The organism is Clostridium sp. ZBS2, assembly GCF_023845855.1.
Classification (GTDB): Bacteria; Bacillota; Clostridia; order Clostridiales; family Clostridiaceae; genus Clostridium; species Clostridium aquiflavi.
This window is the reverse complement of record NZ_JAMQIF010000019.1, coordinates 317,051-332,687: the sequence shown is the minus strand read 5'-3', so window position 1 is coordinate 332,687 and position 15,637 is coordinate 317,051. Positions and strand designations below refer to the sequence as shown.

12 protein-coding genes are annotated in these 15,637 nt (G+C 25.9%); 1 reads left to right on the top strand and 11 read right to left on the bottom strand.

The window, feature by feature from the left end; all coding sequences use genetic code 11:
* Nucleotides 1-220: 220 nt before the first annotated feature.
* From NG918_RS12735 to NG918_RS12700, 8 genes are all read right to left on the bottom strand, one after another.
* The gene (locus tag NG918_RS12735; RefSeq protein WP_252226483.1) at nucleotides 221-1,489 is read right to left on the bottom strand and encodes a PTS sugar transporter subunit IIC; all 1,269 of its coding nucleotides are present in this window, start codon (nucleotides 1,487-1,489) and stop codon (nucleotides 221-223) included.
* A 47-nt stretch (nucleotides 1,490-1,536) separates the two neighbouring features.
* Nucleotides 1,537-2,631 (bottom strand): DUF871 domain-containing protein, encoded by a 1,095-nt coding sequence (locus NG918_RS12730; RefSeq protein ID WP_252226481.1) that lies wholly within the window; start codon nucleotides 2,629-2,631, stop codon nucleotides 1,537-1,539.
* A gap of 68 nt (nucleotides 2,632-2,699) precedes the next feature.
* Nucleotides 2,700-3,014 (bottom strand): PTS sugar transporter subunit IIA, encoded by a 315-nt coding sequence (locus NG918_RS12725; RefSeq protein ID WP_252214226.1) that lies wholly within the window; start codon nucleotides 3,012-3,014, stop codon nucleotides 2,700-2,702.
* Nucleotides 3,015-3,036: 22 nt separating this feature from the next.
* Nucleotides 3,037-3,348, bottom strand: a complete 312-nt coding sequence (locus tag NG918_RS12720; RefSeq protein WP_252214228.1) for a PTS sugar transporter subunit IIB — start codon at nucleotides 3,346-3,348, stop codon at nucleotides 3,037-3,039.
* A 299-nt stretch (nucleotides 3,349-3,647) separates the two neighbouring features.
* Nucleotides 3,648-6,389 carry a sigma-54-dependent transcriptional regulator gene (locus NG918_RS12715; protein ID WP_252226479.1) on the bottom strand — a complete coding sequence of 914 codons (2,742 nt, stop codon included), beginning with the start codon at nucleotides 6,387-6,389 and terminating at the stop codon, nucleotides 3,648-3,650.
* Nucleotides 6,390-6,707: 318 nt separating this feature from the next.
* A complete protein-coding gene (locus tag NG918_RS12710) occupies nucleotides 6,708-8,054 on the bottom strand; it encodes a 6-phospho-beta-glucosidase (protein WP_252226477.1) in 1,347 nt (448 codons plus the stop codon).
* Between the two features lie 138 nt (nucleotides 8,055-8,192).
* Nucleotides 8,193-8,774 (bottom strand): nucleotidyltransferase, encoded by a 582-nt coding sequence (locus tag NG918_RS12705; protein WP_252226475.1) that lies wholly within the window; start codon nucleotides 8,772-8,774, stop codon nucleotides 8,193-8,195.
* Nucleotides 8,775-9,210: 436 nt separating this feature from the next.
* Nucleotides 9,211-9,918, bottom strand: coding sequence for a TraX family protein (locus tag NG918_RS12700; RefSeq protein ID WP_252214236.1), 708 nt, complete (start codon nucleotides 9,916-9,918; stop codon nucleotides 9,211-9,213).
* A 245-nt stretch (nucleotides 9,919-10,163) separates the two neighbouring features.
* Between NG918_RS12700 and NG918_RS12695 the strand changes: the two genes are divergently transcribed.
* Complete coding sequence (locus NG918_RS12695) at nucleotides 10,164-10,346, top strand: hypothetical protein (RefSeq protein ID WP_252214238.1); 183 nt, start codon at nucleotides 10,164-10,166, stop codon at nucleotides 10,344-10,346.
* A 223-nt stretch (nucleotides 10,347-10,569) separates the two neighbouring features.
* Here NG918_RS12695 and NG918_RS12690 read toward each other — a convergent pair whose 3' ends face one another.
* The 3 genes from NG918_RS12690 to NG918_RS17110 form a co-directional block, all read right to left on the bottom strand.
* The gene (locus NG918_RS12690) at nucleotides 10,570-12,930 is read right to left on the bottom strand and encodes an EAL domain-containing protein (RefSeq protein ID WP_252226473.1); all 2,361 of its coding nucleotides are present in this window, start codon (nucleotides 12,928-12,930) and stop codon (nucleotides 10,570-10,572) included.
* A 207-nt stretch (nucleotides 12,931-13,137) separates the two neighbouring features.
* Entirely contained in the window at nucleotides 13,138-13,824 is a 687-nt protein-coding gene (locus tag NG918_RS12685; RefSeq protein ID WP_252214242.1) for a hypothetical protein, read from the bottom strand.
* Nucleotides 13,825-14,074: 250 nt separating this feature from the next.
* Complete coding sequence (locus tag NG918_RS17110; protein WP_252226470.1) at nucleotides 14,075-15,568, bottom strand: methyl-accepting chemotaxis protein; 1,494 nt, start codon at nucleotides 15,566-15,568, stop codon at nucleotides 14,075-14,077.
* Nucleotides 15,569-15,637: the final 69 nt, after the last annotated feature.

Below are 15,637 nucleotides of genomic sequence, written 5' to 3'. Positions count from 1 at the left end.
ATAGTTTTAATCCTTATCCTTAAAATAAAATTATAATTTAAGTTATCTACAAATTTTTCAATAATATAATTTCCTAAATAATAAAAAAATTAGCACCTCAGAAAAACATTCTGAAGTGCTTTTTGTAAATAAATTGTTTTATAAAATGGGCTAATTTTGAGAGGATAATTTATATGATATTAAACTACTATATAATTAGTAGGATAAAGCTTTAATAAATTTATTGGTTATTTTTTAGTTCTTGTCTTCCTGCTACATAAACAAATGGAAGATATATTAATACACTAATAACTAAACAAATAAGAGCTGTAACTCCACCCATAATTGAGTTAGTAGAGAATATTGCACCTAAAATTGGAGGTGTTGTCCATCCTGCCATAATTGAAACTTTTGGTACAAAGTGTATTGCTGTTAAACCATATGCTGTTAATGCAGATACTAATGGTGCTAACATAAATGGAATAAAGTACATTGGATTTAATATTATTGGCATACCAAAAATTATTGGTTCATTAATATTAAAACATCCTGGTGCTAAGCTTAAATTTGCAATCATCTTTTGTTGAGATCCTGATTTCTTTCCTAAAATATATATCGCTATAATTAATGCAATAGTAGCTCCTGATCCACCCATATTTACATATGAATCTAAAAATTGACTACTTACAATATATTTTGGTTCTACTCCTGAATTAATTGCTTCTGTATTTAAAACAAGCAATGGAAGTAGTAGCGCATTTATAATTGGTGCAAGTATATTAGAACCATGTAATCCAAAGAACCATAGTAATTGAGATACAAAAATTATAAGTAATACTCCACCTAAACTACCTGCAACACCTTGTAGTGGTTTTTGTAGTGCTAAGAATAATGCCTGATGAACATCTGGTATATTTATAACTATTAATAATTCCTTAACTCCAGCTGTTAAAGCTAAAACTATAATTGATGGCAATAAAGCTGCAAAAGATTTAGAAACTGCTGGTGGAACTCCCTCGGGCATCTTTATAATTAATTTAGGATTTCCTGATAACTTAACAAAAATTTCTGTAACAACTAATGCTACTATTATAGATATAAATAGTCCTTGAGCTCCTAAGAAAGTAAATGGTAATGCACCTTCAGCATTTGTTGCATATAAAAGCATTGCAGATCCTAATGATAATATACCTGCTGCTAATGGATCCTTATCATATCCTTTTGCCAAATGATAAGATATTGTAAATACTATTAATATTGACATAACACCAAAAGAACCATTAGAAATAGCTACACCCCAAGCTTTCCATCCCACTGGTAATAGCCAATCCAGAAAGTTTTGATACCATTTAAAACCTAAATTATTAAATAATACTGCAAATGCTCCTGCCATAATTAATGGTGTTATTGTTGCAAACCCATCACGTATTGCTACTAAATGCCTTTGAGCACCTATTTTAGCTGCGATAGGTACAAAATGCTCTTCCATCCAATCAAAAAATTTTTTCATAGACCTTTTCCTCCTTACTTAGGTATATTTTTTTATTCTTATAACTTTTAACCTTTTACTTCTCTAAAACAAAAACTTGTCCAAGGTTCTATATAATTTAATAAAAATACTTCTTCATCAACTACCTTTCCAACCACATTTGTTTTTCCACTATTTTTCATATCCTTTAATGCAACTTGAAGTTCACCTGCATATCTAGTGTATAAATCCGAATCTATTAATAAATCTCCTCTTTTTATATTTGGAGTATTAACTGCTGGAAAGCGCTTATCTTTATATTTAACTCTACTTTGCGTAGACCTTATCATGTATTCTGATACATCACCTCTATTGTAATGAAATTCTTCAAGAACTATCTTTTTATCAAGTTCTGTTGCAGTTTCATCAAATTCAATATTAAGCATTAATTTTTCTTTATTTATTTCACTTAATATCTTTAATTCCTGTTCTGATGCAAAAGAATTTGCTATTATTACATCATCTATAAGTCCTGTTGCTAAAAAATGTTTAGCTTGTACATCTATTGGTAAGTTTCTATGCATTTCTAAAGTACATAACCCTTCTGATACAGGCCAAGGTCCATACTTGGCTTCTTTAGAATTTACAAAGGCGGCTGTTCTTAATCCAAGTTCCTTAAATTGTTTTGAACACTTAATAAAATGTTCAAGTGAAAGACCTGTATATTTATGAGGATAGAAATTATGACATCCATATAGATTATCAATATTGGATTTGTAAGATAAAATATTATCTATATACTTAGTCCCATTGCTCATATTAAGTTCTATTTTTAATCCATACTCATTAAAACTCATGATAGATTCCTCTAATCCACTAAAGCCTAAATCTAGCCTTATTCCATCTAATCCAATATCTTTAAACACTTTTAGGTCATATATAGATGCCCCTAAACTTTTAAATACACTTGGATCTAAATCTGCAATCACCTCCATTTTTTCTTCTTTAGCTGCACATAACATAGTTTTGAAATCACTAATTACATCTTCAGTGTTTTTATCAGCTACAGAAATTAAGCATGTAAAGATTCTTTTAAATCCATATTTGCCAGCTAAATGTATATACTTCACAATTTCATTTATATCTGCATGATTAGGATAAACTGAAATCCCGAGTCCTATCATTCTTTCATCCCCCATTCCATATAATAAGCTCCTATTGTTGGAGATACTTCTTCATCTAATTAACTTTATTACTTATTTAGCTTATCATCAAATTTCTCATACATATCTATGAATTCAATAGCAAGAGATTTTACTGTCATGCTTGTCATCAAATGATCTTGAGCATGTACCATAAGCAATGACACCTCTATTTTTTCTCCACCAGCTTCTTTTTGTATTAAAGATGATTGAACATTATGAGCTTTTGACATTTCTTCATCAGCTTTTTCTATCAATTCCCTAGCTTTATTTAAATCTCCCTTTTTAGCACATTGAATTGCTTCCATTGAATAACTTCTAACTTCCCCACTATGAACTATAAGATTCATTATTATTTCTTCCATATAGTTTCTCCCCTTTTTTTGATTATTTATTATCTATAAGTTCTAAAGCCCTTGCTAGTACTTTCTTTCCATTCATTGTTCCATAATCAATAGTGTTTATAACTTCTACTGGCACATTCTTATCAGCTAGGCTTTTTTGAAATTGTTTTAATAAAAATCTAACTTGTGGCCCTAATAATAAAATATCAATATTATCTATATGATCTTTAACTTGTGCTTCTCCTGTTGCTTCTATACTACATTCAATTCCCTTCTCTTTTGCTGCTGCTTGCATTTTTGAAACTAATAAACTAGTAGACATTCCTGCACAACAAACTAACAATATCTTTTTCACTTAAAATCCTCCTTTAAATTTACAGTTTTATGTTACAGTTTTATATTACAGTTTTAAAACATATTCATTCTTGTTTATTATTTTTACCTTACACCTATATACTAAGCAATAACCATGCCAAAATTTATATTAAAGAAATTTTTCTTTAAAATCATGTTTTTCCTATGTTTATAGTCTATTCTCATATTGTAAAAATCTCAAAAAAAGTGTGTAAAATCAATTACACACTTTCTTATTTTTACACTCTATATAAAGTTAACTCCTTATATCACAATCTACAGTTAAGTTATAACTAATATTTACACTATATTTTCTACAACCATTCTAACTATATAAGCTAATTCATCATCACCAATTTCAATATTATAATTATTTTCTAAAATGCCTAAACTTTTTCTAATAATCAAAAACTCCTTTAAATACTTGTATCTATATTCTTCTAATTCATTAAACTTAGTCTGATTCATTCCATGTTTTAGTTTGTCTATAAGAAAGCTTATATGAATTAGAATTCCAATTTGTATATCATGTTGAATTTTAACATTCAAACTTTCTTCTATATCTCTTATAATATTTCTAATGTCACTAATTAAAGCCATACAATTAATTTCTGTTATTTCATTTTCTAATGCTTTTCTTACTTTTAAGAAATTACTCTCTATTTCAATTAAATCATCTAATTGCTTTACTCCATATTCCATAAAAACATCCTGTGCAGATACAAATGGTACTCCTTCAATAAATATATTTACAGTTCCAACCACAGCTAATATTATATATTTTTCTTTCAATGTACTTACCTTTTTTAAGAAATCTTCTTTATCTAATATATCAATAGAAATAATGCTAACCTTTTCTATATTTTTCAAACTACAACTTATTCTTGTTTTTATTCTTTCCGCTGCACCTTCTCCTGTAAAACAAGTTGTAATTATTATAAATTCTTTATGGCTACTATAATATTCCTTAGACATTTGTATTGAAGTTCTTCCTATTTCTTGACATGAACTATAAATAGCATCTAAGCTTCTTCCATTTATTGCTTTCCTTCCTGCCTCTATAACAGTTAATGTTGTTACCATGTCCACTGTCTTAACTTTAATACCTAATTCATCACTAATGATACTTCCAAAATTAATCAATGATCCCATATCCACCAATATTAATAATCCTTTTTTAGTATTCATTTCTTTAATTTTTTCTTTAGCCTTTTTAAACATAACCTCTGCCTTCATTGTTAACGGCATATCTAATGATTGTATATATTCTTCTCCTATAAGTGTATTAGCTACTTCAGTAATGCTGCTGGCCGTACTTCTTCCATGCATCATAACAAGGACACTAACTTTTTCTTCTACGTATTCACGAGCTTCGTCATCACATGCAGATAAAAACATAGTTACATATCCAATCTCATCTAAAGGAACATCTACATTAAATTCTTTTTCAATAATTTTAACTATCTCCATGGCTACATTGAATTCTTCTCTATATTGAACTCTAATAATATTAAGTTTAGGATGATATATCTTTTTTCCACAAGTAATTCTCTCAATACTCCCTTGTAAATGTAGTGAAAGTCCAAAATAAACTCTTTGATTAAATTCTCTGTTTAATCTTTTAGAAGCTATAGATAACATATTTTCAACAACTCTTATTATTTTTAATCCAACAATCTTAGAAATTTCTTCTTTTTTTAAATTTGTATTTATTGTATTTATATACTTTTTAAAATACTCTTCAAAATCAATATTTAAAATATTGTTAATACTTTCTTCATTAATTCCTTGATTCTTTAATAATTCTACCTTATTTTCTATAATTGAATAAAAGCTCTTATTTTTAACATTATTAGATTCACCAATTTCTAATTCAAAATTTCTTTGAAAATTATCTTTACTTGAAAATCTTAAAATATCAGTAATATTTTTAACTATAACCTCTATTTCTTCCCTATGTTCTTGAATTTTCATTATTCCTTTTTGAACTCTAGGCTGTAATTCTTTTTGATCTACTAAAATATAATTGCTCTTATTTATTTTATAATTTAAAAATGCCTTAGCACACGAAAGTTGAACATCACTTTTTAATTGTCCTATATTGTTAGGACAATCATATAGCAAAAAGGATATTATTGAATTTTTACTTACATATATGCTTTTACCAAGTCTTAATGATTCCGCTATTATAAATTCACTTAGCAGTTTATATCTTTCTTCTAGCATTCTCTCTCTAAGTGGTGGTAATACTATTGTCATTGGAATTCTTCTTGTAAATGTCTTTAATAAAAATGATTCAGGTGATTCTGTGGTTGCTGCTATAATTTGTACTTCTGCTCTTATTTTCTTTTCTGTATCACCTAAAGCTCTAAAATATCCTTTATCAATAAAAGTAAATAACATTTCTTGTCCTTGTGGAGATAATCTATGTATCTCATCCAAAAAAAATATTCCACCATCTGCTTTTTTTAATAAGCCTTCTTTATCACTATCAGCACCAGTAAATGCTCCTTTTTTTATTCCAAAGATTTGCCCAATAACTAATTGAGGGTTATCAGCATAATCTGCACAATTAAACCTGACAAATGGTGCATCATTCAATATCATATTAGACTCTTTTGCAAAGTAATACATAACTTCAGCAAATAATGATTTTCCAACACCAGTTTCACCTAATATTAAAGTGTGAAGTCCTCTAGGTGGATATAATATAGCTGCTTTTGCTTGTTGTATTGGCAATTTTAGTGAATGTTTTGAACCAACAAGCATCTCTAAACTATCTTTTTTATTAACTGTTCGCTCTTTACTATTTTCGCTTAAATTATTATTTTGTTTTATTTTTATACTACTATATACAACTGGTCTTCCATCCTTTTTATTTAATCTTTTATCTTTATACAGTTCATTTAGATATCTACTTACATTAGTACGATCTAATTTCATATATAAACTTAATTGAGTAGCTGTTACTCCTTTTTCACTTTTACTTTCAAGCTCTAGTAGTTTTTTCATAACCTCTTCTTTTCTAGTTATGTTAACCATTATAATCCCCCCTTCCTATATAAAAGTTAGTTTCTTAATATTAGACTTTATTTTAATATAATCCCTATATTAATACACAAAATTGAACAAAATACTTGACTTCATACATAAAAAACTATTCAAAATGTTTTTTATTCTGAATAGTTTTTCATTGTCAATTAAACAAAACATGTTATCTATAAGCTTTTATACAATCTAACTATGCTCTGTACTATACATAATCCTTACAGACTCATTGATAACAAATTTATAACCATTAGTTTTTATAAGCTCTATCTAAATATAATAATTATGCTTGTACTAAAATACCACTAGTTCTTAAAGTATAGCGTCTCCTTTAAATTGAGGTAAATACTTTTTATGTGCTAAAAGTAATTCATCTAATACTGTCTTTGCAACATTACCACTTGGAACTAATGGATTTATTATAAAAGCTTGTAATGCTTTATTATAATCACCACTAATTGCTGCTAAAATGGTTTCTTGTTCCATAGATTTCATTAATTGAAGCATTCCCCTTGATGATGCATCTAATTGTCCAAAACATATTGGTTCTGGACCATGTGATGTTATTATACTTGAAACTTCTGCAACAGAATCATATGGAAGATCTATAATTGCTCCTTTGTTTAAAGTGCTCACCACCATAATATTTCTTTTATCGTTAAATATTGAACTTATAACTTCACATGCTGAATCGCTATAATAAGCTCCACCTCTTTTAGTTAATTGTTCTGGTTTATAATCTAAATTAACATCTTTGTATAATTCAAACAATTCCTCTTCTGTTTTTTTAACAACCTCAGCTCTTGTTTCTCCCTTTGAAAAACCTTCCAGTTCTTCATTTAGCATATCATCTGTAGCATAATAGTAATTATGGTATGGACACGGTAATAATCCTAAATCTTTTATTTGTTCATATATAAATTTTGATTCTTTAATATTTGCTACTACCGCTTCATTATTTGAATTTTCATTAATTGGATTATATAATAATTCTATTAATTCTTTTGTTCTTTCATTTCCACAACTATCCCATACCCTATGATAGTGAAAATGATTTATTCCTCCAAACTTAAAAAATAAATCTTCTTCTTCAAGTTCTAATGCTTTACTATCTTGTTTTATACAATTGATTGGAACATTACATAATCCTATAGTTTTATTCCATTCTCCATATTTAATAGCTGCTTCAGTTATCATACCTGCTGGATTTGTAAAATTTATAAGCCATGCATTTGGACATAATTCTTTTATATCTTCAATTATTTCTAAAATAACTGGAATTGTCCTAAAGGCTTTAAACATACCACCTGCACCATTTGTTTCTTGTCCTATTAGTCCATGACTTAAAGGAATTCTTTCATCCTTTATTCTCGCATCCAAAAGGCCTACTCTAAATTGAGTTGTTACAAAGTCAGCATCCTTTAATGCCTCTCTTCTATTTAAAGTTAAATTAATTTTCCAATTTAATTTAGCTGCCTTAACCATTCTTTTAGCCATAGCACCAACAATTTCTAATTTTTCTTTTCCATCTTCAATATCTACAAGCCAAATTTCTTTAATCGGAAGTTCATTACTACGCTTTATAAAACCCTCAATTAATTCAGGAGTATAACTTGAACCCCCTCCAATAGTAACTATTTTTATTTCTTTTTTATCCATATTTTTAACCTCCATAAAAATTATTTGTTAAACAATATGAATATGTTTACACAATTGCTGAATTAGCATTTTAAAACATAAAATACTACTATTTATTTAAAATATTTTGTAAGGTATATTTTTAATCATTCATTAAATTCAGCAATCTTTTAGTAAAACTGTATGTATTATTAAAATTAATGTTTTTTTAATTTTATTTCTAACTTCATCAGGCAATTCACACTTTAATGTTCTTTCTAATAATCCCTTATTTTTTATTCCATTTGATATTAGATAGTCCTCTATGAAATTCACTTTTTTCTCTCTATTTGGAATTAACTGATATATAACATACCAATCCTCTAAAGAAGTTAATGGTATATTTACCCCATTTATATTCTTAAATTCTGAAATTGACTTATTATCAAAAGTATATTTAAATACTCCACCATTATAGTTAATGTTTAATCCAGCCATGACATCAATATCAATTCCATTCACAACATATTCATAAAAGTATTTTGTAGAATATGTCTTGGACTCTTTTTTTTCTTTCTTTTCACCAATACTTTTAAAAATTTTATCGACTCTTTCAATATCATTTGTGTCTACTAAAATATCAATATCATTAGGATGATCTGCAAGTCCATAACTATTTAATAAAATAGATGCTCCTACAGCCCACACTACTCCACTATCATTTAATTTTTCTCCTATGTAACTTAAAGTCTTAAAAATCATTGTCCACCTCATAAGTTGATTTTTTTATTGTTAATCTCTTATTATTATATTAATAATATCTTTTTATATATACAAAGCAAAGGAGTTATTGAAATAATAATACATAGCCATAATGCATATAAGTTTCTCCCCCTATGTATCTTAAATTCTTCTATATTATAATATCTTTTGTTAAATTATAACATATTTATCTGTTTGTGTTATAATTTAGCAAAAGATTAAATTTATATTTAGGAGTAATAATTATGAAATTTAATGCTACTTATATTAAACTTTCACGTGGTAATTTAATATAATAAAAAAAGAACTCCTTGCTTATAATGATTAAGCAAAGAATTTTTTTATCTGTATTAACTTAATTAAACTAATATTTATTTTTAGAATTTTAAATTAAATTTCCTATTTTATAAACTTCATATTAAAATACAAACATAATCTAAAATAGCAATCCTCTACTTATTAAAACTATAATAATTAGATGAATGGGATAAATTACATAAAACATCCATTTACTAAATTTATTACGCAAACCTAATTTTCCATTATACATAAGTATTAATATTATTGAAAATACCATCATCCATTGATAATCCCAAATAAATATTGATTCCATAAAATATTCTCCAAGACTTAATGATGATAAAATAGGTGATATACTAAATAGTATATATGCTATGGACATTAATATCTTCTTTTCTTTTAAGAAATAAAATATTAATGTCATTCCCAAACCATATACAGATGCTTCTGTAAAAATCATCAATATTCCAATTACCACACTACACAATATTCCAATCCAATAATCCTTACCTTCTTGTTTACACTTTTTAGTGTACTCTATCATATTCATAAGCGCTACTGCCAATCCTAATGATAAAAATATATTGTTATGGATATTAAATGTAATATCAACAAAAATCATTATAATTCCAAATACAAATAGTCTTTTCATATAACTAATTCTACTCTTAGTCTTAAAAAATCCTTCTACTATTAAATAAAAGAATACTGGTGCTGCAAGTTTTCCTAAATATCCAAACCATATAGGAATATTTACTCCACTTACTGGTCCCATATAAGTATAAATGTGATCTAATATCATAAATATTAAAGCTATTACTTTTAATTGAAATGAGTTAAACATAAATCATCTTCTCCTTTGTTATATTCTACATAAATTATTCTATACTAACTTAATAGAATCACATATTTAAATATCTTTCATTTACATTACATTTTTGTAAGATAAATTTCTATTAAATCTGCATATATTTCTATTAATTGCTCATATTCTAAAATATATCTTATTATCTTTGGATTTTAGTCATTGAATACCTGAAAGATGAATATATATTTAATAAATTATAATTAGAGAGGATTTATTATATTATGAGTAAACATTGTTTTAATTTTGATAATTTAACCGATAAGTTAGTTCACATTTTATATGTAGCAAAAGTAGAAAATGCTTTAGGATTAGTTATTGTTGAGTTAATAAACTATTATGGAGAAAATACTGTTAAAGACTGTATCAATATATGTAAAAGCCGATATCCTTATATATTTAATTAAATCTCTTCCTTATAATAAAATTAAATCCTCTCATATAATATATAAAAATTTGGGCTACATCTTAAAAATATGAAATATTCTTAAGATGTAGCCCGCATTCGTAATTTTAATTAATAACCTGCCATTTCATTATACACTTTTTAACTAACCACGTACAATAGTATATTTATAAAATATTTGCTTATTATAGTTATACAACAAAATTTTAAGTTGTATGGTAAATTTATGATTCAAGTTCTAATAATTTAAATGCTTTTTCTTCCTCTACTGGTTTAGAAAATAAAAATCCTTGAACATAATCTACATTCATTTTATTTAATTTTTCTAATTGTTCTTCAGTTTCTACCCCTTCAGCTACTATTGGTAAATTTAATGAATGAGCTGATGCAATAATTAATCTTAAAAGCTTTATATATTCTTTTTTTACATTCATTCCGCTAATAAAACTCTTATCTATCTTTATTAATGATAAAGGCATATTTACAATATAATTAAGAGATGAATAGCCTGTACCAAAATCATCTAAACTAATTATAATTCCCATATCCTTTAATTCTTTAATCTTCATTATATTTTCTTCTATATTTTTAACTAATATTGTTTCTGTTATTTCTATTCCAATACAATTAATAGATACACCAGTCTTATTAATTATTGATTTTACCTTTTTTATAAAATCTTTTTCCATTATTTGAATAGCAGATATATTTATTGAAACTACTATCTTCGCTTTTCTATTTACATTTATTTTTTTTGCAAATTTACAAGCTTCACGCATTATATAATAGCCCATATCTATTATTAAGTTTGTGCTTTCCATAACTTCTATTATTTTTATAACAGGAACACTAGCATATTTTTTACTTTGCCATCTAAATAACGCTTCAAATCCTTTTAGTTTTCTATCTATTGTATACTGTGGTTGATAAAATACCTTTACTTCATTTTTGGCTATTGCATACTTTAAATCTTTTTCTATATTTAAAGTTAAGTTTTTTTCTGCTTCTAATTCTTTAGTATATGTCATAAATCTATTTTTACCTAATTCTTTAGATTTGTACATTGCAAGGTCTACCTTTACAAGCAACCTATTTATATCTGATATATTATCTCCCATTGCAATACCTATACTAACAGAAAAATCATGCTCTTTATACAAACGTATTTTTTCTAATATTTTTTCAGCTTGATTACTTATAACATCTTCATTTTCTACATCTTTAAAAACAATCAAAAATTCATCTCCGCCAAATCTACATATAAAAGCATCGTTACAGATTTCCTTAAGTTCATTTGCTACATGTACAATTACTTTATCACCAAAGTTGTGACCATAATAATCATTAATATCTTTAAAGTTATCAATATCTATAAGCATCATACCTATTTTACTATAATCATTTTCATCTTTCATATAATCATATAATGCAGTTCTATTTGATATTTGAGTTAAAGCATCTGTAAAAGCTTGTTTCTTTATTTTTCTTTGTGCTTCTTTAATCTCTGTAATATCTATAAGAGCACTAGTGATACCAATAACCTTATTTCCTATATCAAAAACTGGAGTTTTATATATTTCTACATTTCTAATTTCACCTTTAATTTTAATATCAGACTCAAATTTTCTAGTCTCTTTGGATTCCATTACTTCATTATTTTCATCATGAATATTTTCTACAACATCTTCTCCAAAAAATTCATGTGGGACTTTTCCTATTAATTCATCTATGTTTACATTAAAATAATCTGAAAATTTATTGTTTCCATTAACGTATCTTGCTTTCGTATCAGTTAACCATACTGGAAATGGTAAATTATTCATGAGTATTTGTAATTTTGCATCTTTATTTTTTAAATCAGTAATATCTCTTGCAATACCTATAGTACCTATTACTTCATCAAATTCATTTAATACTGGTGCCTTATACATGTTAAATTGCTTAAATCCCTTCGCTCCAGGAATTATCTCATCAAAAACTACTTGTGTTCTTTTATTCATTACTTCTAAATCAAACTGTCTACACCTATCTCCTACCATTCCACTCCATACATAATGATCACCTTTGCCTTTTATTTGCTTCATGGTTTTTCCACTATGTTCCATGAATTCATTGTTTACCTTAATATAATTACTGTCTTTGTCCTTAAACCAAGCCATAAAAGGAGTGTTATTTAATAATGCATCAAACTGAATATCTTTTATCTTAGAATTTGTTTCTGCTTTCATTAACTTAATTTGATTACTAATTCTTAAATCTATTTCTTCAAAGCTAAATGGTTTTAATATATAATCATCTGCTCCAATTTTTATGTACTCTTTTAAACTCTCAATATTCTCTTTATCTATACATATTATAATTCCTAATTTAACTTTTAAAAATTCATTCTTTAGTTTTTTTATAGTTCTAATAACTTCTTCATTACCTACATTAGTGTCTATTATTATTAAATTTTCATCTAACTTAATAACTTCATCTATGCTTTCATGTATTGAAAATTCAAATTTATTATTTTTAGCTTTATTAGATACTTCTAAAAATTTTTTTGCATTACTAGAGATTATAACTAGTTGCCTTTTATCCATCCGTGAATTGCCTCCTAATATATCCTATAATCAGTAGTATAGCATAATGAAATAAAATATTCCTTAATATCTTGTTTTTTCTTACTCTATAATAAAAATATTGGCTATGTTTTATAGTAGAGTGTTGATATATACATAAGTAAAATGGACTGAGTAATTGAACTTCTCCTAACCAGTTATTTTTTGCTAATTACTTTGAAATTTTCTTTAATCTATTATATTGTTAATCTTTTCTGCTTCATATTCAGCATTATCATTTATTTCATTTGATATTGTAGATATTGAATTAGATATCTCACTAGTCTTATTTAATAAGATTGCATCCAATTTATCTGCTAACTCCCTACTTTCTAAAAACTTTTTATCTACTACTTCAATTAATTTTCTATTCCAGATAGTAATACAGTAAATTAAAATTGTGATTCCATTTAAAATAACAAAAAAATTTAACATATTTGAGTATGAAAAATTTTCCCCTAAAAGACTTCTAGGATTAAACAAAAATAAGATTGCAATGCATATATCTAAAACAAATGCATCTATAATTAATACTTTTTTACTAAAATATAATGCACCACATACAATACCTGCTTCAAAAACTAATGCATCCGATGCAGTAGTTTGTTCATTAAAGTTTGCAAATAAAAGATATCCAAAATTTGAGAGTATTATACTTAAGCTAAAAGATATAGCTTTTATGAAATCATTTATATTTGAAAAAAATATTATAATTGAAACTATTATTGTTATTATGAATGGTAATAAATCATTAATACGTAGTTTAAAATTAAGCATTGACATAGTAGTTAAACTCATAAGTAAACTTATAACAATTATAGTTATATAATTTACTTTATGTATAATTTTAATATCAAAACTCCAATCGTTTTCCATTTTAATACATCTCCTAATCAAATTAATTTCCAATTCCATTATATATTATCGATATTAATACATTTAACTTTAGTAATCGTTGTCATTTTTGTTTATATTTTGAATATATTAATACATTAATTTATTGAAATTAACAAAAATGCATACTAATTTACAGTATGCATTTTAACTTGTATTTAAAATATTAAATTTCTTTTTCACTAAATAAATGTTAACGTACTGCTTTCTCTCTATGTTTTTTAATTACTATCTATCTAGAAGAAAGTTTCTTTAAATTTTTACTTAATTCGCTAATTTCTTCTATAGATAAAGTCATTGAGTTAATTTTCTTGCTTTGCTCATTGATTGTTCTATCAATTTCTTCTGTAGATGCTGAATGTTCTTCAGTAATACTTCCTATCCCTTCAATCTCTATTTTTATAGGTATAAAATTATCCACTACATTTTTAATAAGAGTATGTTCTTCTCCTATATACTCATTCATTGTTTTAAAGTATTCTTCAATGTTATTGAAAGAACTACACACATCATTAACAACTTTAATTCCATCATCTGCTGAAGTGTTTCCTTCAGAAACCTTAACAACTGCATCATTAGTAATTAAATTTATTTCAGTAATTATTTCATAAATATTTTTTACTATCTTAGTACTTTGATCAGCAAGTTCTTTAACTTCTTCTGCAACTATAGCAAATCCCTTTCCATGTTCTCCAGCTCTAGCTGCTTCAATGCTTGCATTTAATGATAATAAATTAGTTTGAGATGAAATCTCATAAATACTATTAATTTCAGAATTTATTTTATCAATGCTATTTTTTAGAGTGTTAACTGTATCCAAAGATATTTCTACAGCTGATTTAATTGTCTCCATAGTACTATTCATAGAATTGATTTTTTCTGATCCATCTTTAACATTATCATTCATCTCATTTGCTATCATAGATATTGAATTAGATATGTCACTAGTTTTATTCAATGAATCAGTTGAGTTATTTATTCTTAAGTTTATATCTGACATACTCCTTACTATTTCTTGAACTCCAATATTTATTTGTTCCATAGACTCATTTATATCTTTACTAGTACCATTAACAAGTTTAATATCTTCAGAAAAATTTTCGATGTTACCATCTAAGTCATTAGTAACACTTTTAATATTTAATAACAGTTCATCTAATTTATCTATTAAATTTTTACTTTCTGAAGATTTTTTATTTGCTGCTTCAATAAGCTGTCCCCCCCAAATAGTAAGACAATAGATTAAAATTATAATTCCATTTAAAATTACAAAAAAATTTAGCATATTAGAATATGAAAAACTTTTTCCTAAAATACTTCCTGGATTAACCCAAAATAATATTGCAATACATATATCCAAAATAAGTGCATTAGTAACCAATAATTTTTTGCTAAAATATAATGCTGCACATACTATTCCTGCTACAAAAACTAATGTATCAGAAGCTATGGTTTGTTCATTAAAATTCGCAGATAAAAAATACCCAAAATTTGAAAGTATTATAGCTAAACTAAATGCTATAGCTTTTATCATATCCCTTATATTCGCAAAGTATATGATAGTTGAACCTATTAATATTATTATGAATGGTAATAAGTCTTCCATACTTACTTTAAAGTTAAGCATTGACATAGTAGTTACACTCATAAGTAAACATATAACAATTATAGTTATATAATTTACCTTATGTATCTTTTTTACATCGAACCCCCAGTTATTTCCCACCTTATACATCTCCTTCTTATATCTAGTGTACTAAAATTTTATAGTATCTTGTAAATTAGATTCTTTATT